Source organism: Nonomuraea sp. NPDC052116 (genome assembly GCF_040680035.1).
GTDB lineage: Bacteria > Actinomycetota > Actinomycetes > Streptosporangiales > Streptosporangiaceae > Nonomuraea > Nonomuraea angiospora_A.
Genome location: NZ_JBFAWA010000020.1, coordinates 163,462 through 183,753, shown reverse-complemented (window position 1 = coordinate 183,753; position 20,292 = coordinate 163,462). Strand labels below are relative to the sequence as shown.

15 protein-coding genes are annotated in these 20,292 nt (G+C 70.2%); 8 read left to right on the top strand and 7 right to left on the bottom strand.

Annotated elements, in window-relative coordinates; translation table 11 throughout:
- Nucleotides 1-24 precede the first annotated feature (24 nt).
- Nucleotides 25-1,047 carry a class II fructose-bisphosphate aldolase gene (fbaA, locus tag AB0L65_RS34505; protein ID WP_364253943.1) on the bottom strand — a complete coding sequence of 341 codons (1,023 nt, stop codon included), beginning with the start codon at nucleotides 1,045-1,047 and terminating at the stop codon, nucleotides 25-27.
- A gap of 108 nt (nucleotides 1,048-1,155) precedes the next feature.
- Between fbaA and AB0L65_RS34500 the strand changes: the two genes are divergently transcribed.
- Nucleotides 1,156-1,863 (top strand): DedA family protein, encoded by a 708-nt coding sequence (locus AB0L65_RS34500; RefSeq protein WP_350732620.1) that lies wholly within the window; start codon nucleotides 1,156-1,158, stop codon nucleotides 1,861-1,863.
- Nucleotides 1,864-1,924: 61 nt separating this feature from the next.
- Entirely contained in the window at nucleotides 1,925-2,335 is a 411-nt protein-coding gene (locus AB0L65_RS34495; RefSeq protein ID WP_364253940.1) for a hypothetical protein, read from the top strand.
- A 20-nt stretch (nucleotides 2,336-2,355) separates the two neighbouring features.
- Here the strand turns inward: AB0L65_RS34495 and pyrE are convergent, their stop codons facing one another.
- Nucleotides 2,356-2,889: an orotate phosphoribosyltransferase gene (pyrE, locus tag AB0L65_RS34490; RefSeq protein ID WP_350732624.1), complete on the bottom strand. Its 534-nt coding sequence runs from the start codon at nucleotides 2,887-2,889 to the stop codon at nucleotides 2,356-2,358.
- A gap of 143 nt (nucleotides 2,890-3,032) precedes the next feature.
- Here pyrE and AB0L65_RS34485 point away from each other — a divergent pair, with 143 nt between their 5' ends.
- The gene (locus AB0L65_RS34485) at nucleotides 3,033-5,408 is read left to right on the top strand and encodes a sigma-70 family RNA polymerase sigma factor (protein ID WP_364253937.1); all 2,376 of its coding nucleotides are present in this window, start codon (nucleotides 3,033-3,035) and stop codon (nucleotides 5,406-5,408) included.
- A 187-nt stretch (nucleotides 5,409-5,595) separates the two neighbouring features.
- Nucleotides 5,596-6,792 carry an NYN domain-containing protein gene (locus AB0L65_RS34480; RefSeq protein WP_364253934.1) on the top strand — a complete coding sequence of 399 codons (1,197 nt, stop codon included), beginning with the start codon at nucleotides 5,596-5,598 and terminating at the stop codon, nucleotides 6,790-6,792.
- 390 nt (nucleotides 6,793-7,182) lie between these two features.
- On the opposite strand, the gene AB0L65_RS34475 is transcribed toward AB0L65_RS34480, so the two are convergent.
- A complete protein-coding gene (locus tag AB0L65_RS34475; RefSeq protein WP_357750859.1) occupies nucleotides 7,183-7,812 on the bottom strand; it encodes a response regulator in 630 nt (209 codons plus the stop codon).
- A 3-nt stretch (nucleotides 7,813-7,815) separates the two neighbouring features.
- Nucleotides 7,816-12,000 carry a HAMP domain-containing protein gene (locus AB0L65_RS34470; RefSeq protein WP_364253931.1) on the bottom strand — a complete coding sequence of 1,395 codons (4,185 nt, stop codon included), beginning with the start codon at nucleotides 11,998-12,000 and terminating at the stop codon, nucleotides 7,816-7,818.
- A 570-nt stretch (nucleotides 12,001-12,570) separates the two neighbouring features.
- Between AB0L65_RS34470 and AB0L65_RS34465 the strand changes: the two genes are divergently transcribed.
- Nucleotides 12,571-13,665, top strand: a complete 1,095-nt coding sequence (locus tag AB0L65_RS34465) for a GAF domain-containing SpoIIE family protein phosphatase (protein ID WP_364253928.1) — start codon at nucleotides 12,571-12,573, stop codon at nucleotides 13,663-13,665.
- A 98-nt stretch (nucleotides 13,666-13,763) separates the two neighbouring features.
- Here the strand turns inward: AB0L65_RS34465 and AB0L65_RS34460 are convergent, their stop codons facing one another.
- From AB0L65_RS34460 to rho, 3 genes are all read right to left on the bottom strand, one after another.
- A complete protein-coding gene (locus tag AB0L65_RS34460) occupies nucleotides 13,764-15,536 on the bottom strand; it encodes a prolyl oligopeptidase family serine peptidase (RefSeq protein ID WP_364253925.1) in 1,773 nt (590 codons plus the stop codon).
- Nucleotides 15,537-15,680: 144 nt separating this feature from the next.
- Complete coding sequence (locus AB0L65_RS34455; RefSeq protein WP_364253922.1) at nucleotides 15,681-16,730, bottom strand: putative RNA methyltransferase; 1,050 nt, start codon at nucleotides 16,728-16,730, stop codon at nucleotides 15,681-15,683.
- 194 nt (nucleotides 16,731-16,924) lie between these two features.
- A complete protein-coding gene (gene rho, locus AB0L65_RS34450; RefSeq protein WP_350732633.1) occupies nucleotides 16,925-18,031 on the bottom strand; it encodes a transcription termination factor Rho in 1,107 nt (368 codons plus the stop codon).
- 410 nt (nucleotides 18,032-18,441) lie between these two features.
- Here rho and AB0L65_RS34445 point away from each other — a divergent pair, with 410 nt between their 5' ends.
- From AB0L65_RS34445 to AB0L65_RS34435, 3 genes are all read left to right on the top strand, one after another.
- On the top strand, nucleotides 18,442-18,591 hold the full coding sequence (locus AB0L65_RS34445; RefSeq protein WP_364253918.1) for a hypothetical protein: 150 nt from the start codon (nucleotides 18,442-18,444) through the stop codon (nucleotides 18,589-18,591).
- A 75-nt stretch (nucleotides 18,592-18,666) separates the two neighbouring features.
- A complete protein-coding gene (locus AB0L65_RS34440) occupies nucleotides 18,667-19,341 on the top strand; it encodes an MBL fold metallo-hydrolase (protein WP_364253916.1) in 675 nt (224 codons plus the stop codon).
- Between the two features lie 25 nt (nucleotides 19,342-19,366).
- The gene (locus AB0L65_RS34435) at nucleotides 19,367-20,290 is read left to right on the top strand and encodes a hypothetical protein (protein WP_364253913.1); all 924 of its coding nucleotides are present in this window, start codon (nucleotides 19,367-19,369) and stop codon (nucleotides 20,288-20,290) included.
- The last annotated feature ends 2 nt before the right edge of the window (nucleotides 20,291-20,292 follow it).

The window sequence follows — 20,292 nt, the reverse complement described above, 5'->3', positions numbered from 1 at the left end:
ATACCCGCCGGGCCATGAAACTGGCTAGGAGATCTTCGTCCCAGCGCTCTTGAGGTTCTCGCACGCCTCCACGACGCGCTTGGCCATGCCGGCCTCGGCGCTCTTGCCGTAGGAACGGGGGTCGTACGTCTTCTTGTTGCCCACGTCGCCGTCCACCTTGAGCACGCCGTCGTAGTTGCGGAACATGTGGTCCGCGATCGGCCTGGTGAAGGCGTACTGGGTGTCGGTGTCGATGTTCATCTTGACGACGCCGTACGAGATCGCCTCGTGGATCTCCTCCTGCGACGAGCCGGAGCCGCCGTGGAAGACCAGGTCGAACGGCTTGTCCTTGCCGTACTTGGCCGCGACCGCCTCCTGGATGTCCTTCAGCACGCCCGGGCGCAGCTTGACGTGGCCCGGCTTGTAGACGCCGTGGACGTTGCCGAACGTGGCGGCCAGCAGGTAGCGGCCCTTCTCGCCGATCCCGACGGCCTCGGCCGTGGCCAGCGCGTCCTCGGGGGTCGTGTAGAGCTTCTCGTTGATCTCGCCGACGACGCCGTCCTCCTCACCGCCGACGACGCCGATCTCCATCTCCATGATGATCCGCGCCCTGGCGGACTTCTCCAGGAGCTCCTTGGCGATCTCCAGGTTCTCCTCCAGCGGCACGGCGGAGCCGTCCCACATGTGGGACTGGAAGAGCGGGTCGAGGCCCTTGGCGACCCGTTCCAGGGAGATGTCGAGCAGCGGCCTCATGAAGCCGTCGAGCTTGTCCTTCGGGCAGTGGTCGGTGTGCAGCGCCACCGTCACGGGATACTTGGCGGCCACCACCCGCGCGTACTCGGCCAGCGCCGTGGCCCCCGTGACCATGTCCTTGACGGTCGCGCCGGACAGGAACTCGGCGCCGCCCGTGGAGACCTGGACGATGCCGTCGCTCTCGGCCTCGGCGAAGCCCCGCAGAGCGGCGTTCAGCGTCTGCGATGAGGTCACGTTGATCGCCGGGTAGGCGAATCCGCCGGCCTTCGCCCGGTCGAGCATCTCAGCGTAGACCTCTGGAGTCGCAATAGGCATGATTCATCTCCCTGAGAAGTAACGGCTTCGCGCAGGCCCAGTATCCCGACTCACTACCCCGTGTGGTAGACACAACGCGTTTGTCGCCTCTACAGGTAGGCTCTCGGCGTGGACTGGCTCTGGAATCTCCTCGACCCGACGTGGTGGCTGACCGTGTTGGGGGCTTTCGCGACGATCGGCGTTCTCGCCATCATCTTCGCCGAAACGGGCTTGCTGCTCGGGTTCTTCCTCCCCGGCGACTCGCTGCTGGTGGCCGCGGGGATTTTCAGCTCGGCCTCGGTGGCGCAGGGAATGGGCATCGAGCCGCTCTCCTTTCCCGTCCTCTTGATCGGCACGCCCCTGTGCGCCATTGCGGGCGCCCAACTCGGGCATTTCCTGGGGGCCAGGTTCGGCCGCAGGCTCTTCGAGAAACCTGATTCGCGCTTGTTCAAGAGGGAGCACGTCGTCAGGGCCGAGGAGTTCTTCCAGAAGTTCGGTCCGGCCAGGGCGGTGATTCTGGCCAGGTTCGTGCCGATCGTGCGCACGTTCATGAATCCCGTCGCGGGCGTGCTGGAGATGCCCGCCAAGCGTTTCTTCCTGTGGAACGTCGTCGGCGGCGTCGTCTGGGTCGAGGGCCTGCTCCTGCTCGGCCACTTCCTCGGCAGCAAGGTCGACCCCAAGCAGATCGACAAGTACATCCTGCCGGGCGTCTTCGTCATCGTGTTCATCTCGCTGATCCCGATCATCGTCGAGGTGATCAAGAAGCGCAGGGAGCACAAGAGCCTTCCCGAGCCCAACGGCAAACACCACCGCGTGCCGACCGACACCCAGTTCTGAGCCGAAAACCGGGGGTTACCCGGGTACGCTGCCCCCTGTGGGACGCCACAGGTCAGATCCGATGGGCGTCGCCCGTATGGCGCTCGCCGTCCTCGCCGCGGGCGCCGTGGTGACGCTGCTGGTCATCGGCGGCCGCGCGCTGTTCGGCTCGTTCGGCGCGACGCCGCCCGAACGCGAGCGCGCGTCGGCCGTCACGCCCGGCCCCGCCGCGGAGACCACCGCGCGGGTGCCGACCGTGCACATCGAGTGCCTGGTCGATGCCTGCCCCATCGTCACCGTACGCGTGCCGGGCGGCGACGTGCTGCAGTATCGCGAGATGAGCAGGGGCGAGGAGGTCAGCTACTACGAGCCGGAGCTCGACGTCGTGCTCAGCGACGCGGGCACCGTCCGCGTCACCGAGAACGGCAAGCCGCGCGAGCAGGGGAAGGCCGGCGCGCGGGAGGCGTTCACCGTCAAGTCGTCCGGCGGCTGACGCTCGGCGGCTCCGGAGTTTCAGAGCCCGAGGTCGCCGAGGGTGAAGACCGAGCGGTACTCCAGTCCCTCACCGGTGATGCGCTCGCGCGCGCCCCGGTCGACGATCGTGGCCACGGCGACCACCTCGGCCCCCGCCTCGCGCAGCGCCTCCACGGCCGTCAGCGGCGAGGAGCCCGTCGTGGAGGTGTCCTCGACGGCCAGCACCCGCCGCCCCTTCACCTCGGGCCCCTCGATCCTGCGCTGCATGCCGTGCTGCTTCTGCGCCTTGCGCACCACGAACGCGTCGAGCGTGCGCCCGCGCGCCGCCGCCGCGTGCAGCATCGCGCCCGCGACCGGGTCGGCCCCCAGCGTGAGCCCGCCCACCGCGTCGAACTCCAGGTCGGCCGTCAGGTCGAGCATCACCCGGCCGACGAGCGGCGCGGCCACGCCGTCGAGGGTGATGCGGCGCAGGTCGAGGTAGAAGTCTGCCTCCATGCCGGAGGAGAGGATGACCTTGCCGTGGACGACGGCCTTGCTCTTGATCTCGGCCAGCAGGTTGTCGCGATCCGTCATGCGCCCAAGCTTATGGCTCCGGCCGGAGGGCCCGTCGCGGCGCCCTCGAAACCTCTCGAAGGTAAAGCCGCGGGTGCGGTTTAGTCCCGATGGGGAGTGCGGAATGAATGCGCGAGGCAACCCCGTGTAATCGTGAGGTCACTATGGGTGGCGGAACCCCGCAAAGCGACGCAGAGCTTCTCCAGGCGGTCAGAGAGGGCAACGCCGCCGCCTACGGGCAGCTCTACGAGCGTCACGCCGCCGCCGCCCGCGCGCTGGCCAGGCAGCTCGTCCGGCGCTCCGAGGTCGAGGACGTGGTCGCGGAGTCGTTCACGAAGATCCTCGACCTGGTCGGCAGGGGCGGCGGGCCCGAGTCCGGCTTCCGCACCTATCTGCTGACGGTGGTGCGGCGTACGGTCTACGACCGCTCCAGGATCGAGAGCCGCCAGGTGGCCACGGGCGAGATCGAGGAGTACGACCCGGGGCTGCCGTTCGTCGATCCGGCGCTCGTGGAGCTGGAGAAGTCGCTGATCGCCAAGGCGTTCCTGTCGCTGCCCGAGCGGTGGCGGGCGGTGCTCTGGCACACCGAGGTCGAACGGTGCAAGCCGGCCCAGGTGGCGCCGCTGCTGGGCCTGTCGCCCAACGGCGTGGCGGCGCTGGCGTACCGGGCGAGGGAGGGGCTGCGGCAGGCGTACCTGCAGATGCACCTGGGCTCGCCGCCCAAGCACGACTGCCGGCCCGTCCTGGGCAAGATGGGCGCGTACGTCCGCGACGGGTTGACCAGGCGCGACGCCAAGGTGGTCGACGAGCACGTGGGCGTTTGCGAGGAGTGCAACGGGGTCCTGCTGGAGCTGACCGACGTCAACCGCGGGCTGCGCGTCATGGTCGGTCCGCTGGTCGCGGGGCCGATCTTCGGCGGGTACGCGACGACGCTGGCGAAGTCGGCCGCGGGCGGCGGCGGCGCGGGCGGGCTGCTGCGGGCGTTCCGCCGGCTGTGGCGGGGGCCCAGGCAGCAGTTGGCGGCGATGGCCGGCAGCATGGCCGTCACGGTGGCCGTGGCGGCCGGGCTGCTGCTGGTCACCGACGAGAAGCCGATCGCGAGGCCCACCGCCGCCGTGCCGGTCGCGGGGCCGCCGCCGTTCGCCGGCGGGCCCATGCCGGTGCCGGTGCCCGTGCCGTTGCAGAGCGAGGAGCCCACGCGGGTGCGGCCGCCGGCCAGGAGCCCGGGCAAGAGCCCTGTCACGAGCCCTGTCACGAGCGGGGAGCCGGGCAAGGCGCGGCTGCGTGCCACCGTCGAGGCGCTGGGCTCGCTCGTACGCGCCCGGCCCGGCATCGTCGGCCTGCGCCTGCGCAACTACGGTGAGGCGCCCAGCGAGGAGTTGACGGCGTTCGTGGATCTGCCCTCCGGCGTGACGCTCGTCCCGCCCGCGCGGCGCGACGACCGCGACACCGTGGGCACCGTGGACGGGTGGGCGTGCCGTCCCTCGGGGCGCGACGCGCGGTGTGCGAGGGCGTCACTGGCGGCGGGGCAGGGCACGGCGCTGTTCCTGCGGGTACGGGTGGCGGCGGAGGCGCCGGAGGGCGCGGGCCCGGCCGTCCGGATCGACTCGGGCCCGCTGCACGTCACGGCGCAGGCGGAGGACGGCGTACGGACGACCGGGGCGCCCGCCAGGTTCGCCACCGACGGGAAGGTGGCCGTCAGGGCGATCGGCAACTCGCTGCTGACCTGCCCCGAGACGGCGGACGGCTGCGCGGAGGCCCGGAAGCGCCGGCGCGGCCAGCGCGACAACGACCTCTGGCCGATGACGGCGCTCGACCAGGACGACAGCTCCGGCACCGGCGCGTCCAGCGGGGCCGAGCTGAGCCTGCCCAAGGGGAGCAAGGTCGTGTGGGCCGGCCTCTACTGGTCCGCGAGCGCGACGACGGCCGGGCCCATCAAGGTCAGGCCGCCTGGGCGGCGCCAGTACACGCTGGTCAAACCCGACGACGTGGCGCTCCGCGAGCTGCCGTCGGGGCCCGTCTACCAGGCGTACGCCGACGTCAGCGAGCTGGCCGCCGCCTCGAACCGGAACGGCACGTGGTGGGCGGCCGACATGCCCATGGAAGAAGGGGTGTCCCGGCATGCCGGATGGAGTCTGGTGCTGATCGTCGCGGATCCCGCGGAGCCGTACAGCCAGGCCATGGTGCTCGACGCGGCCACCGTGGTCGGCGGGTCGGCGGGACGGGTGCGCATCCCGCTCGGCGGGCTGAGCCCGGCCGCCTCGCCCGCCAGGGCCGAGCTGGTGACGTGGGAGGGGGACGCCGACCTCAAGGGCGACAAGGTCTCGCTCGGGTCCGGCGCGCTCGCCCCCGAGGGCGGCGATCGGGACGCCGCGAACGTCTTCGACGAGTCCTCGACCGGCGCGGCGGAGATGACGTTCGGCGTCGACGTCGACACGGTCGGGGCCGAACTCGGGGTGGATCCGGGGCTGACGATCGCGACGGACAAGGATGTCGTGCTGTTCGGGGTGGCCGCGTTGAGCGTCCGAGCGCGATCATGACTGTGAACGGGACAAACTGGTACGGTCTGCCTGAATGCTCCGGGGTGGCAGCGGGTCGATGCCGAATCGTCGGGATTAACCCTCGCGCGATCACCAGCTTTCATTACCCTGAGAGAGGGCCGCCGAGTCCGGTCTCTGACGGTGCAGAGCCAGCCAGGACGGACCACCAGGAAAGGGGCGGTGCTAAGTGGATCGCTGTGCGCTGTTCGTGGACGCCGGCTATCTGCTGGCCGATGGCGCGATGGCCGTGCACGGCACGCGTCATCGTGAAGCGGTTGCCTGGGACTACCCGGGGCTGCTCCAGCTGATGACCAGCCTGTCGCGCGAGCGCACCGGCCTGCCGTTGCTGAGATGCTACTGGTACGAGGCGACGGTCGAAGGCCGCCGCACGCCGGAGCACGACGCGCTGGCCGACATACCGGGCCTCAAGCTCAGGCTGTCGCGCATCCGGCCGGGCCGGCGCGAAGGCGTCGACGCCCAGGTCCACCGCGACCTCATGACGCTCGCCCGCAACAACGCCATCTGCGACGCGGTGGTCGTGAGCGGGGACGAGGACCTGGCCCAGGTCGTGTGCGACGCGCAGGACCTCGGCATCAGGGTCAGCGTGATCCACATCGCGGCCGACGGCGGCTGGGCCGTGTCGCGGTCGCTGCGCCAGGAGTGCGACGACCTGGTCGAGCTGGGCGCCGTCCACCTGCGCCCATACGTCAGCCTCGTCGCGGGCATCGCGGAGTCGTCCAACGGGCACCAGCCGATCAGCAACGGGCAGGCCGCCCATTCGCTGCCGCCCGCCCAGCCGGCCCTGCCCCCGTCGCTGCCACCGCTGCCGCCCTCCAGCGGCAGCCACGCCGCCGGCTCCTCCTCGCCGTCCTCGTCCAACGGGTCCTCGTCCGGGCGCGGGCAGTCGTCCACGCCGCCGGTGCTGCCGACGTACGCCAGCTACCAGCCCGAGCAGCCGCCGGTCACACCCGCGCCGCCGGCCGCTCCGGCGACCGGGCCCATGCAGTCGCAGTCGCCCAGCACCGGGCAGTTCGCCAGCCCGTCGTCCAGCGGCACCTACCAGCCTGCCCAGCTGGGGCCGTACACGGGGCCGCAGCCCGCGCCCGTCACCCCGCCGTCCGCGGCCACCGCCGGCGCCACCACGCTGGCGGACGCGGTCAAGTCCGCCCACCGGGAGGGGCACGACTTCGGCGAGTCCGTGGCGCGCGACGCGCCCGCGCTGTGGCTGGAGGCGGTGCTGGCGCGCAAGCCGCGAATGCCTTCGGACCTGGAGGCGCGGTTGCTGCAGGGGTCCTCCCTGCCGATCGACTTCCTGCTGCACGACGAGGTACGGCACGCGCTGAGACGCGGCTTCTGGGACGCCTTGGAACGCGCCCGCCACTGACTCACCCCCTAGGCGATCCCGCCCCGCCGGTCACTTCCCCCCTCATCGGCCAGCCCCGCCGCTCCAGCCTTGTCGCCTCGTTCCCCACGCGACCCTCCGGCCAGGAGCTCCTCGGCCACCCCACCCCTCACTACAGGAATCCCGGTTACGGCATTTCCCGTTACGCGCCCCTCCGGACTCCTAGCCGAGCCCCTTCGCGGCCGCTCCCACTCACCGACGCCTCGCCGACGCGGCGCTTGGGAGGCGGCGGTTGCGTGGTGGTGCCTGCGCTCGAGTTGCCGCACGTCGTCGGTGTGATGCGCCGACCGCCGTCGCGCCCGCCTCCATGCCCCCGCCTTCATGCCCCACCGTCATGCCCCACCGTCATGCCCGGCCGGAGGGGCCGGGGGGTCAGGAGAGGGCGTCGAAGCCGGCGCGGAGGTGGTTGAGGCGGTCCGTGAGGTCGGACAGGGGGACGGTGAGGGCCGGGTCCTGGGACTTGCGGGCCAGCTCCCGCACCCGGGCCAGCTCGTCCTCCACCGCCGTCAGCCGTCGCGACAGCTCGGGCAGCACCGAGGCGTGGTCGCCGACCCCCGGCGGCAGTTCGCCGCTCACGCGGTCGCGGAGCAGGGAGGCCTGCTCGGCCAGCCGCTTGTTCATGTTGTACAGCTCCGTGAACACCGACACCTTCGCCCGCAGGACCCAGGGGTCGAACGGCTTGGTCAGGTAGTCGACCGCCCCGGCCGCGTAGCCGCGGAAGGCGTAGTCGGGCGCGCTGTCCACCACGGTCAGGAAGATGATCGGGATGTTCCTGGTCCGCTCCCGCCGCTTGATGTGCGCGGCCGTCTCGAAGCCGTCCATGCCAGGCATGCGCACGTCCAGCAGGATCAAGGCGAACTCGGTGTTGAGCAGCGCCTTGAGGGCCTCCTCGCCCGACCTGGCGCGCACCGGCACCAGGTCGAGGGAGCTGAGGATGGCTTCGAGGGCGATCAGGTTCTCCTCGCGATCGTCAACGAGGAGAATCTTGGCGCGATCTGGCATCGATCACGACCCTTCGGCTGCTGAGGCTGACGAGTCGGACATGGACCCGCGCCCGCGGCTCAGCCAGCCGCGCAGGCGTTCGAGCAGGCGGTCCACGTCCACCGGCTTGGGGACGTAGTCGGACGCGCCGGAGGCGATGCTCTTCTCGCGATCGCCCCGCATGACCTTGGCGGTCAGCGCGATGATCGGCAGGTCGGCGAACTGAGGCATGCGCCGGATGGCGGAGGTGGTGGCCCAGCCGTCCATCTCCGGCATCATGATGTCCATCAGCACGAGCGCGACGTCCTCGTTTCGTTCGAGCTGCTCGATCCCCTCCCGACCGTTTTCAGCGTAGACGACCGTGGAACCGTGTCGTTCCAGGACGCTGGTCAGTGCGAACACGTTACGGATGTCGTCGTCCACGATGAGGATCTTGGCGCCGCTGAGCGGGTCGTCGCCCTGCCACTGGGCCGGGGTCTCCACCGGCTCGACCAGTTCGTGCATCGGCAGGTCGAGCGGCAGCGGCGGCTCAGGCGCGACCGCGGCGGCCGACTCCTCAGCCGGAGCCGTCATCAGCTGGCGGCGGGCCACGCCGCCGTCGGTGGCGGCCAGCGGGCCGGTGTAGGAGGCCGGCAGGTAGAGCGTGAACGAGCTGCCCTTGCCCAGCTCGCTGTCCACGTGGATCTCGCCGCCGAGCAGCCTGGCGATATCCCGGCAGATCGCGAGACCCAGGCCCGTGCCGCCGTACTTGCGGCTCGTCGTGCCGTCGGCCTGTCTGAACGCCTCGAAGATGACGTCCCGCTTGTCGGGCGCGATGCCGATGCCGGTGTCGATCACCTGGAAGGCGAGCAGGTCGTCGGCGCCGTGCAGGGTGTCGTCGTCGAAGTCGACCCCGGGCGGCGCCATCGAGACGCGGAGCTTCACCTCGCCCCGCGGCGTGAACTTCACCGCGTTGGAGAGCAGGTTGCGCAGCACCTGCTGCAGGCGCTGCTCGTCGGCGCGCAGCTCCTTCGGCACGTCGTTCTCGACGTCGACGCTGAACGACAGCCCCTTGTCCTGCGCCAGCGGCGTGAACGCCGCCTCCAGCAGGTCCACCATCTTCGGCAGCGACACCTGGATCGGGTGGATGTCCATCCGGCCCGCCTCGACCTTGGACAGGTCGAGCATGTCGTTGATGAGCTGGAGCAGCGACGAGCCCGCGCTGTGGATCGTGCGGGCGAACTCCACCTGCTGCGAGGTCAGGTTGCCCTCGGCGTTCTCGGTCAGCAGCTTGGCCAGCACCAGCAGGCTGTTGAGCGGCGTGCGCAGCTCGTGGGACATGTTCGCGAGGAACTCGGACTTGTACCGCGAGGAGACAGCCAGCTGCTCGGCGCGCTCCTCCAGGGTGCGGCGGGCCTGCTCGATCTGGAAGTTCTGGATCTCGATCGCGCGGTTCTGCTTGGCCAGCAGCGCCGCCTTGTCCTCCAGCTCGGCGTTGGACCTGCGCAGCTCCTCCTGCTGGCGCTGCAGCTCGTCGGAGCGCTCCTGGAGCTCCCTGGTGAGCCGCTGCGACTCGGTGAGCAGGTCTTCGGTGCGGGAGTTGGCGATGATCGTGTTCATCGTGACACCGATGGTCTCGACGAGCTGGCGCAGGAAGTCGAGGTGCACCTCGCCGAACGGCGTGAACGAGGCCAGCTCGAGCACGCCGAGCACCCGGCTCTCGAACAGGATCGGCAGCACCACGATCTGCGCGGGCGTGGACTGGCTGAGCCCGCTGTCGATGGTGATGAACTGCGGCGGCACGTCGTCGAGCATGATGTGCCGGCCCTCAGCCGCCGCCTGGCCGACGATGCCCTCGCCGATCGCGAACCGCTGGCGCGGCCCCCGGTCGGGGCGCACGCCGTACCCGCCGATCAGTATCAGCTCGTGGTCGCCCTCGGGGTCGATGCCGTAGAAGGCGCCGTAGCGGGCCGAGACCAGCGGCGTCAGCTCGCTCATCGTCAGCTTGGCCACCTCGAGCAGGTCGCGGTGGCCCTGCATGAGCCTGGAGATGCGGGCCAGGTTGGACTTGAGCCAGTCTTGTTCCTGGTTGGCCTGGGTGGTCTCGCGGAGGTTGGCCACCATCGAGTTGATGTTGTCCTTCAGCTCCATCAGCTCGCCCTGCGCCTCGACGGCGATCGAGCGGGTCAGGTCGCCGCGGGCCACGGCGCTGGTGACGGTGGCGATGGCGCGCACCTGCGTGGTGAGGTTGCCGGCCAGCTCGTTGACGCTCTCGGTGAGCCGCTTCCACGTGCCCTCGACGCCCTCGACCCGGGCCTGGCCGCCCAGCTGCCCCTCGGAGCCCACCTCGCGGGCGACTCGGGTCACCTCGGAGGCGAACGACGACAGCTGGTCCACCATGCGGTTGATGGTGGTCTTCAGGGCCAGGATCTCGCCCTGGGCGTCCACGTCGATCTTGCGGGTGAGGTCGCCGTTGGCCACGGCCGTGGTGACCTCGGCGATGTTACGCACCTGGGAGGTCAGGTTGTTGGCCATGAAGTTGACGTTGTCGGTGAGGTCCTTCCAGACGCCCGAGACGCCGGTCACCCGGGCCTGGCCGCCCAGCTGGCCCTGCGTGCCCACCTCGCGCGCCACTCGGGTGACCTCGTCGGCGAACGACGACAGCTGGTCCACCATCGTGTTGAGGGTGTCCTTGAGCTGCAGGATCTCGCCCTGCGCGTCAACGGTGATCTTCTTCGACAGGTCACCCTGGGCCACCGCCGACGACACGGCCGCGATCTGGCGCACCTGGGAGGTCAGGTTGTTGGCCATGAAGTTGACGTTGTCGGTGAGGTCCTTCCAGACCCCGGACACGCCGCGCACCTGCGCCTGGCCGCCCAGCTGCCCCTCCGTGCCCACCTCCCGGGCGACTCGGGTCACCTCGGAGGCGAACGACGACAGCTGCTCGACCATCGTGTTCATGGTCGACTTGAGCTCGAGGATCTCGCCCTGGGCGTCCACGTCGATCTTGCGGGTGAGGTCGCCGTTGGCCACCGCCGTGGTCACCTGGGCGATGTTGCGCACCTGGTACGTCAGGTTGTTGGCCATCGAGTTGACGTTGTCCGTCAGGTCCTTCCAGACCCCGGACACGCCCTTCACCTCGGCCCGGCCGCCCAGCTTGCCCTCGGTGCCCACCTCGCGGGCGACTCGGGTGACCTCGTCGGCGAAGGAGGACAGCTGGTCCACCATCGTGTTGAGGGTGTCCTTGAGCTGGAGGATCTCGCCCTCGGCGTCGACGGTGATCTTCTTGGACAGGTTGCCCTGGGCCACCGCCGTCGCCACGGTCGCGATGCTGCGCACCTGGGAGGTCAGGTTGTTGGCCATGAAGTTGACGTTGTCGGTGAGGTCCTTCCAGACGCCCGAGACGCCGGTCACCTGGGCCTGGCCGCCGAGCTGGCCCTCGGTGCCCACCTCGCGGGCGACTCGGGTGACCTCCTCGGCGAAGCCGGAGAGCTGGTCGACCATCGTGTTGACGGTGTTCTTCAGCTCGAACATCTCGCCCACGGCGTCGACCGTCACCTTGCGGCTCAGGTCGCCCTTGGCCACCGCGGTGGTCACGACCGCGATGTCGCGCACCTGCGCGGCCACGCGGGACGACATCGTGTTGACGGCCTCGGTGAGGTCGCGCCAGCTTCCCGACATGCCCCGCAGGTTGGCGCTGCCGCCCAGCCGGCCCTCGGTGCCGGCCTCGCGCGCCACCCTGGTCACCTCGCTGTTGAACAGCGCGAGCTGGTCGACCATGCCGTTGATGGCCTTGCCGAGGCGCCGCACCTCGCCCCTGGCGGACCGGTCGAGGTCGATCCGGCGCGACAGGTCGCCCTTGGCGACCGCGTCGATCACGTCGGCCGCGCCGCTCACGGGGCTCACCAGGGCGTCGATCAGCTGGTTGACCGACTCGACGCTCTCCGCCCACGCGCCGACGCCCGGCCCGGGCGTCAGCCGCTCGCCGAACCGCCCTTCCTTGACGACCTCTTTGCGAACGCGCACCAGCTCGTTCGCCAGGTGTTCGCGGCGGTCGGCCACTTCGTTGAGCAGCAGCCGGACCTCGCTGAGGATCCCGGGAGGCGCGTGGGGGACACGACGCCGGAAATCACCATCACGCCAAGAGAAAAGGGTCTCAAGGATGGGAATGAGATCCGACTCGGTGTAGGTCCTCTCCTCCGGGGTTGGCGCGGCCTTGGCCGTGGTCATGGGGCCTCCTTCACTCGCGGCGGGCTCCGGCGAGTGATACAAGTCTGTCACGATGAGTAGCTCTGAGTCCTGCCCTTGGATTTACCCCAAGTCAGCTGGAAGTGTGGTAGGCACGGTGGGATGACTGCTTCTCCCCATGCCGTGCTCGCTGCGACCTTCGCGCCGGGTGAGACCGCTGTGACGGCTGCGATGAGGTTCACGCGCGAGGTGATGACCGCGTGGGCCACCGGCGGCGTGCTCCATACCGCCGAACAAGTCGCGGGAGATTTGGCCGAACAGGTCGCTGACGAGCCGTTTGAGGTGATCTGGAAGCATCTCGGGGATGCCGTACAGGTCGAACTGAGGCAGCGAAGCCTCTCACAGGGTGATCCGAAAGCTCCTTCCGCGAACGTCGAAGAGTGGGGCCTCACCTTCACGGGCGATTCCCGTGTCCATTGGGCTAGGCTCACGCTACCTGGCTCCCCGGACAGGGTCGCCGCCGAATGGCTGGAGGAGAGCGCCCGAGGTCCGCACTGGCTCGGGTTCCTCGCTGATGCGAGTGACCTGCTCGCGGGCACGCTCGACCCGGACATGGTACCTGCCCTCGTCGCCCAGGTCGTAGTCCCGCGATTGTCCAACTGGTGCGCCGTCTACACCTCCGACAACTCCGTCGGGCCGATGCGGCTGGTCTACCTCTGGCACGCCGACGAGGCCAGGATCGACGGGCTGCGCGAGCAGCTCGCCGATATAGACGTCGCCGCCGCCGACAGCAGGGTCACCTCGACCCTCCACCTGGCCGACTCGCAGGTGCTCGCGGTGCCGCTCACGGCGCGCGGGCGCGGGCTCGGCATGATGTGCCTGGGCCGGCCCGACCGCTTCCCCGACGACGTCATCCAGTTCGCCGAGGACATCGGCAGGCGTGCCGCGCTCGCCATGGACAACGCCCGGCTCTACGCGCAGCAGGCCGCCGCCAACCGCGCGCTCCAGCGCAGCCTGCTGCCGCCCAACGAGCCCGAGGTCCCCGGGCTCGACTACGGCGTCATCTACGAGCCCGCCGGCGAGACCAACGAGGTGGGCGGCGACTTCTACGACCTGTTCAAGGCGGGCGACGACTCGTGGCGGTTCGCGATCGGCGACGTGTGCGGCACGGGCCCCGAGGCCGCCGCCGTGACCGGGCTCGCCCGCCACACGCTGCGGCTGCTGGCCCGCGAGGGGTACGGCGTGGCGGCCGTGCTCGGGCGGCTCAACCAGGCGATCCTGGAGGAGGGCGAGCGCGCCAGGTTTCTCACGCTGCTGCACGGCGACATCACTCCCGTGGCGACCGGGCTGGAGGTGCGCCTGGTGTCGGCCGGGCACCCCGAGGCGCTGCGGCTCAAGCCGAGCGGCAAGGTGGAGGCCGTGACCACGCCGCAGTCGCTGCTGGGGGTCTTCCACGAGGTCATGTTCGAGGCCGACACCGTGCATCTCGAGCACGGCGACGTGCTGCTGGCGGTGACCGACGGCGTGACGGAGCGGCGCTCGGGCGGACGGCTGCTCGACGACGAAGGCGGGCTGGCCAAGCTGCTGGCCGAATGCGCCGGGCTGTCGGCCAGGGCGGTGGCCGAACGCATCCGCAGGGGCGCGGCAGAGTTCGCCTCCGAGCCGAGCCAGGACGACCTGGCCATCGTGGTGCTGCGCGCCCGCTAACACGCTCAATAACGCCTCCCTGTGACAGCGTCGGCACATGCTGTCACCGTGAGAGTCTGACGGTCAAGTCGATCAGTCGGGAAATTTCTTACAGTGTGTCAAATGTCACTGTGATCCAGATGCTTCCTGGCGAATTCGAGCTGGAGGGCGGTCTGCGCGATCCGCTCCGCCACGACGAGCGAGCCGCCGATGGCGTCGTACATGTAGACCTCGTGCTCGCGCCCGTGCTCGGCCAGCTTGGCCACGTACTTCTCGATCTGGCGCAGCGGGCAGCGCGTGTCGTTCTCGCCCGCGAGGATCAGCAGCGGGCTCTTGACCTGGTCGACGTAGGTGATGGGGGAGCTGGCCGCGTACTGCTCCGGCTGCTCGTCGGGTGAGCCGCCGAGCAGCGCTCGGTGGTAGGCGCGCAGGCTCTCCGCCTCGTCCTCGTACGAGGTCTGGTGGCAGGCGATCGGCACCGCCGCGATGCCGGCCGCCCACAGCTCCGGCTGGGTGCCGAGGCCGAGCAGCGTCAGATAGCCGCCCCAGGCCGCGCCGGCCAGCACGATCCGGTTCGAGTCGGCGATGCCGCGATCGACCACGACCTGGCGTACGGCGGCCACGTCGGCCAGCTCGATGTGCCCGACGTCGCCGTGCAGCGCGTCGCGCCAGGCGGAGCCGTACCCGGTCGAGCCCCGGTAGTTGACCCGCACCACCGCGAACCCCGCGTCCACCCAGGCCGCGACCTCCGGCGAGAACGCGTCGCGGTCGTGCGCCGTCGGGCCGCCGTGCAGCAGGAAGACGGCCGGGTACGGGGCGACGCCCGTCTCGGGCTTGGAGACCAGCGCGTGGATGCGGCCGCCCTCGCCGTCGACGTCGATGTCCTCCACGGGGACGCTCGGCGGGGCGGGCGGGCCGCCGGGATTGACCACGACCTGGCCGCTGCTGGAGCGGATGACCGGCGGACGCGAGGCGCTGGACCAGGAGTACTCGACATGGCCGCCGGGCCGGGGAGACGCCTCCTCGATCACGCCGTGCGGCGTGTCGATGAGCGTCAGGCCGCCGCCCGCGAGGTCGTAGCGGTGCAGGTACGAGCGGGCGCGGTGGTCGCGCAGGATGAGCAGGCCGCGGCCGTCGTCGTACCACTCGGCGTTCAGGTCGCCGGGGTCCCTCAGCCAGATCTCGCGCTGCTCGCCGCTCACCGGGTCCCAGACCAGGGGCTCGTGGCGCTGGCGGCGCTCGTGCAGGGCCAGCAGGCGGCGGTCGCCGACGACGGGGGCGAAGTGCAGGCCGGTGACGCCCTTGGTGGGCCCGTCGTACAGCTCGGCCGCGGTCTCGCCGCTCGGGCGGACGACGCGGAGCGCGGGGTGGCGGAAGTCGCCGTACTCGCCGTGGTTGATCGCGATGAGCGAGCCGTCGAGGGACATGTCGGCCACCCAGGCGGCCTCGCTGTGCTCGTACAGGAGACTCGCCGGGCCGCCGACGCGGACGACATGGATCCTGAACGTGCCCTCGCTGGCCATGCTGATCGCCGCGACGCCCGTCGTGGACAGGGCGAGGCCGCCGGGCTGGCCCGGCGGCAGGTCGGGGGCGACCGGCTCGTTGGGGCCGCCGGCGAACGGCTGGCGCCACCACACGCCGAACTCGTCGCCGGCGGTGTCGGCGAACCAGTAGATCCACTGGCCGGTGGGGTCGATGGCGGCGTACGCGGTGCCCTTCGGGCGGTCGGTGACCTGGCGGACGGCGCCGCTCACGCGGTCCCAGGCGTAGACCTCCCAGGTGCCGGTGGCGTTGGAGCGGTAGATGGAGCGGTTGGGGGCCTGGCGTGCCCAGGACGGCAGCGTCATGCGCGACGCGCGGAACCTGGCCTGCCAGCGTTCCTCCGCCTTCATCCGGTGCGCCCCCTCCCATTGATGTCCCGTGCCTCCGGGCGCGGGATGCCGTCCAGTATTGCGCGTGTTCCGGGGAAAAACTCAGGGAATGTGGGGGAATTTCGGACTAAATGCCCCATCAGTAACACCAGTCCCACATGCCCGTCAAGGAACGGGTCTTGATCGGGGTACGGGCTCGAAGATAGACAGGTGAAACGCTGCGTGCGTTACTACTTTTTGCTGGCTGTTCATGAGATTTCGGGAGATAAATCCCGCTATTCGCCTGTCGAGCTCGGCAGGGTCGGTATGCCACGCACTCGGGCCCATCCCGACCACCTGGGCGATGTCGTCATGCCCCAGCTCCATCTCGAACTCGACCGAACGCCGCTCCACCTCGGCGAAGCCCTCCAGGCTCCGCGCCAGCCTGCGCTCCTTCTCGTCGTCCACGGAGAGCAGCCCGAGCTCCTCGACCAGCGGGCTCAGATGCCGCGCCGCCGGGGTCACGACCACCGCGACGCCGCCGGGCCTCAGGATCCTCCCGAACTCGGGCCCGTTCCTGGGCGCGAACACGTCCATCACCACATCGGCCACCCCATCCCTGATGGGGAGCGGACGCCACACGTCGGCCACGAACGCCCCTGCCCTGGGATGCACCCGCGCCGCCCGGCGTACAGCGTGCTTCGACACATCGAACGCCATCCCGATGCCATCGTTCACCGCGTCCAACACGGCCGCCAGGTAGTGCCCGGTGCCCGCGCCTGCGTCGACGATCAACGGCGCGGCCCTGCCCTCCGCGCGACGATCACCGTCGATTTCCGGCTCGTACGCGGGATCCGTTGATCCAGCGCCGTAACCGGCCTCCACTCCCGCCCCACGGTACGCCCTCAGCCCCGTGCCGTCATTCGTTTCGGTGGAGTACTCACGTTTTGCTGGAACGTTCTTGCTGCACGCGTACTTTCGTACAGTTTCTGCTACTGCGTCGTGCAGTGGTGCGTAGTGGCCCGCGTCGAGAAATTGCGCCCGCGCGGCCACCATCTCGGGGCTGTCGGCGGTTCCCGGGGGTTTGTTGCCGACCAGGAGGCTTACGTAGCCCTGCTTGGCGATGTCGAAGGCGTGCCCTTGGGCGCACCGCAGCGCGCCGGCGTCGAGCCGGAGGGTGGCTCGGCAGACGGGACACGCTAGGTATTCGACGATATCGGCCAGCATGCCGCCCATTCTCGTCCACCACCCCGGGACCCTTCCCACGGGGCGGGGCTTGGCTCCTGACGTGCGCGTCACCACGCCGCCGGTCTCCGTCCCCCTGCTCGCCGACGCGGCGCGTGGAGGTGTTGAGCGGTGGCGTGCGTCTTTTGAGGCGCGCAGGGCGGGACATAGCGCCGCCGAGCGGAGCGCGCGCCGGGGCGTGGGGGTCAGGCGGCGGTGGTGGCTTCGAGGAGGAAGGCGGCGTTGGAGGGGGTGGCGCGGAGCTTGTCGACGAGGATCTCGAGCCCCTGCCGCTTCTCCAGGGAGGTGAGCATGCGCCGCAGCCGCCACACCACCTGCCGCTCCTCCGTGTGCAGCAGGATCTCCTCCCGCCGGGTCCCCGAGGCGTCCAGGTCCACGGCCGGGAAGAGCCGCCGCTCCGCGAGCTCGCGGACGAGGTGCAGCTCCATGTTCCCCGTCCCCTTGAACTCCTCGTACAGGTTGTTGTCCATCCGCGACCCCGTGTCCACCAGCGCGGTGGCGAGGATGGTGAGGGAGCCGCCGCCCTCGACGTTGCGGGCGGCGCCGAAGAAGCGCTTGGGCGGGTACAGGGCCCCGGCGTCGATGCCGCCGGTGAGGACCCGGCCGCCGCCGGGCGCCAGGTTGTTGTACGCCCGCCCCAGCCGCGTCAGCGAGTCGAGCAGCAGCACGACGTCCTGGCCGGACTCGACGAGCCGCTTGGCGCGTTCGATGGCCAGCTCGGCGACGGCGGTGTGGTCGCGGTCGGGGTGGTCGAAGGTGGAGTAGAAGATCTCGCCGGAGATCGTGGCGCGCATCTCGGTGACCTCCTCGGGCCGCTCGCCCACGAGGAGGACCATGAGGTGCACCTCGGGGTGGTTGCGGGTGATCCCGGCGGCCAGCGCCTGCAGGACCATGGTCTTGCCGGCCTTGGGCGGGGCGACGATGAGGCCGCGCTGCCCCTTGCCGATGGGCGCGAAGAGGTCGATGACGCGCGTGCTGAGCGACTCGGTCTCGATGCGGAGCCGCTCGGTCGGATGTACGGGTGTCAGCTCGGCGAACCCGGGCCGGTCGCGCCACTGCGCGGCGCCGTTGACCGAGGTGACGCCGACGAGCTTGTTGCCGGCGAACGACGCGACGACGTGGTCGCCGGGCCGCAGGTCGAACTGCCGTACCTTGTCGGGCGTGAGGCGCACGTCGCCGGGTCCGGGGAGGTGCCCGGCCCGGAGGAACGCGGATTTCTCGCGTACGTCCAGGAGGCCCTCGACCTGGCGGACGGGCACGTCCGCACGCTGCTCAGGAATGTGTACAGACATGGTGAAACCCCTTTGGGGGAATGCGCCGGACCAGCCCGAAAGCGGTCGGGCGCGGTGCGAAAAGAAAGGAAGCCGGGCCCCTCGAGAGAACCGGGGCGAGACTCAGATGAAGATCAGCGGAGCCGAAGCTCGACGCCTGGTGGCAAGATACCACACCATCTGGTCCAGTCAACGCCTAGCCCTCTTGGGCTATTCCCGGACCGTTCTCGGAGTTTCTCCCACGGACGCGGGCAGGCGGGCGTGACAATGTTCTTCTCGGCACCGTACTGCGAGGAAAATTACCGCACCCGGTGTGCCGGAGGGCATAGGGCCCCCGTCGAAGCAGCGCCATCGTGTCAAGTGACATGCAGGACCCCTGCAACTCGGTGAGGGTTCCATAGAACCAACAGAAAACTCCTTGGGGGAGCACCATGAAGACCGTCAACCACTGCCCGCGGTGCCACCACGAGCTCGACGAGGGCCCGATCATGTACAGGTGCGCGCACTGCTGCCGCGCCGTCTACGCGGCCGACATCGAGAACGAGTTCGTTCCGCGCGAGCAGATAGCCGTAGCCGCTTAATCTGGGCGAGTGCCGCATACATCTATAACAGCGTCCGGCGTCGAGGTGACGCCGCTCTGCGACGCCGTAGGTCCCATGGGAGCGGCGATCCGCCGCCCGCTCGCCGAGATGTTCCCCGATTCCGGGCTCCACGACGAGCCTTGGGTCCTGCACTTCCACTGCTATCTGATCCGCGACGCGGCCGGTCGGCTGACCCTCGTCGACACCGGCATCGGTGACGAAGACTCACCGGCCGCGAGCTGGGCCCCCGTTCCCGGCACCCTGGTAGGCGAGCTGGCCGCCGCGGGCGTCTCGCCCGCCGAGATCGGCACCGTCATCCTGACGCACCTGCACAGCGACCACGCCAGCGGCGTGGTGGCCGACGGCAGGCCCGCGTTCGAGAACGCCCGGTACGTCCTCCAGCAGGCCGAGGTGGACGCCGCGCAGGGCCTCGTGCTCGACCGGCTCCTCACCCCGATCAAGGGGCAGCTGCACGTCGTCGAGGGCCACGCCGAGGTCTCGCCGGGCGTCCACGTGCATCACGCGCCCGGGCACACGCCGGGCCACCAGATCGCCAGGGTCGGCGACGTGGCCATGACCGGCGACCTCGTGCTCCACCCGGTGCAGCTCGACGACCCGGCCATCCGGTACGCCTACGACGACGATCAGGAGGCGGCCGCGCGCACGCGGGCGGAGGTGCTCGCGGCGCTGAGGGCCGAGCGCGCGATTCTCGCGACCGCCCACTTCGGCGAGCCGTTCCTGCGTTTGTGACGATTTCCAGGCACGATGTGTAATCATGAAGATACGCATTGTGACTGGTGCCGCACTCGGCGCCGCTCTGGTCGTCCCGTCGGCGGCGTGGGCGGCGCCCACGCCTGATCTGTCCGGAGCCGCCGTCTACGCGGCGGCAGGCAACCAGCTCAGCCGATACACGGCCGCCGGCGAGTGGCACCCGCTCGCCAGCTTCGGAGCCACGCAGTTCGCCGCGTCGCCCGACGGCACGAAGGCCGCCTGGATCACTGAGAGCGGCAACCTCAACATCAGGGAGCGCGGCAAGACCAGCACGATCGTCAGCGGTCTCCAGGGCAGTACGCCGTGCCTCACCCCGGTCTGGTCCGCCGACTCGACCAAGGTGGCCTACCCGAGCGCGAACGGCACGATCAACGCCGTCCGGGCCGACGGCAGCAACGCCCCGCACAAGCTGGGCGTGTCCAAGGGCGTCTGCCACCTCGCCTGGGCGGGGAACGGGCGCTATCTCGCCGGCTACACCAGCACCGGCGACGCCCTCTACCGGCTCGACACCAAGACGGGCAAGACCGCCATGGTCAAGAACGTCAAGTCCATCAACCACGTGCAGAGCCTGTCGCCCGACGGCAGCAAGGCGGTCGTGGCGTTCCCGGAGGGCACGCAGGCGTCCGGCACCAGGACCTGGCCCACCACGTTCAAGCCGGTCATCGTCGAGGTCCCGACGGGCAAGAGGCTGAAGCTGCCGGCCAAGGGCAACGCGATCGGCGCGTACTACCTGCCGGACGGCCGTCTCGTGATGCGGATGGCCGCCGCGCCCGCGCAGCCGGGGCACGCGGGCGGCCACACGGCTGCCCACGCGGCCGGCCACGCCCACAACACGCTGGTCGTGTTCGACAGCGCGGGCAACGAGATCCAGCGGCTGGCCGAGCCGGCCAAGGCCAAGAACCAGGCGCTGCTCCAGGTCGTGTCGTAAGG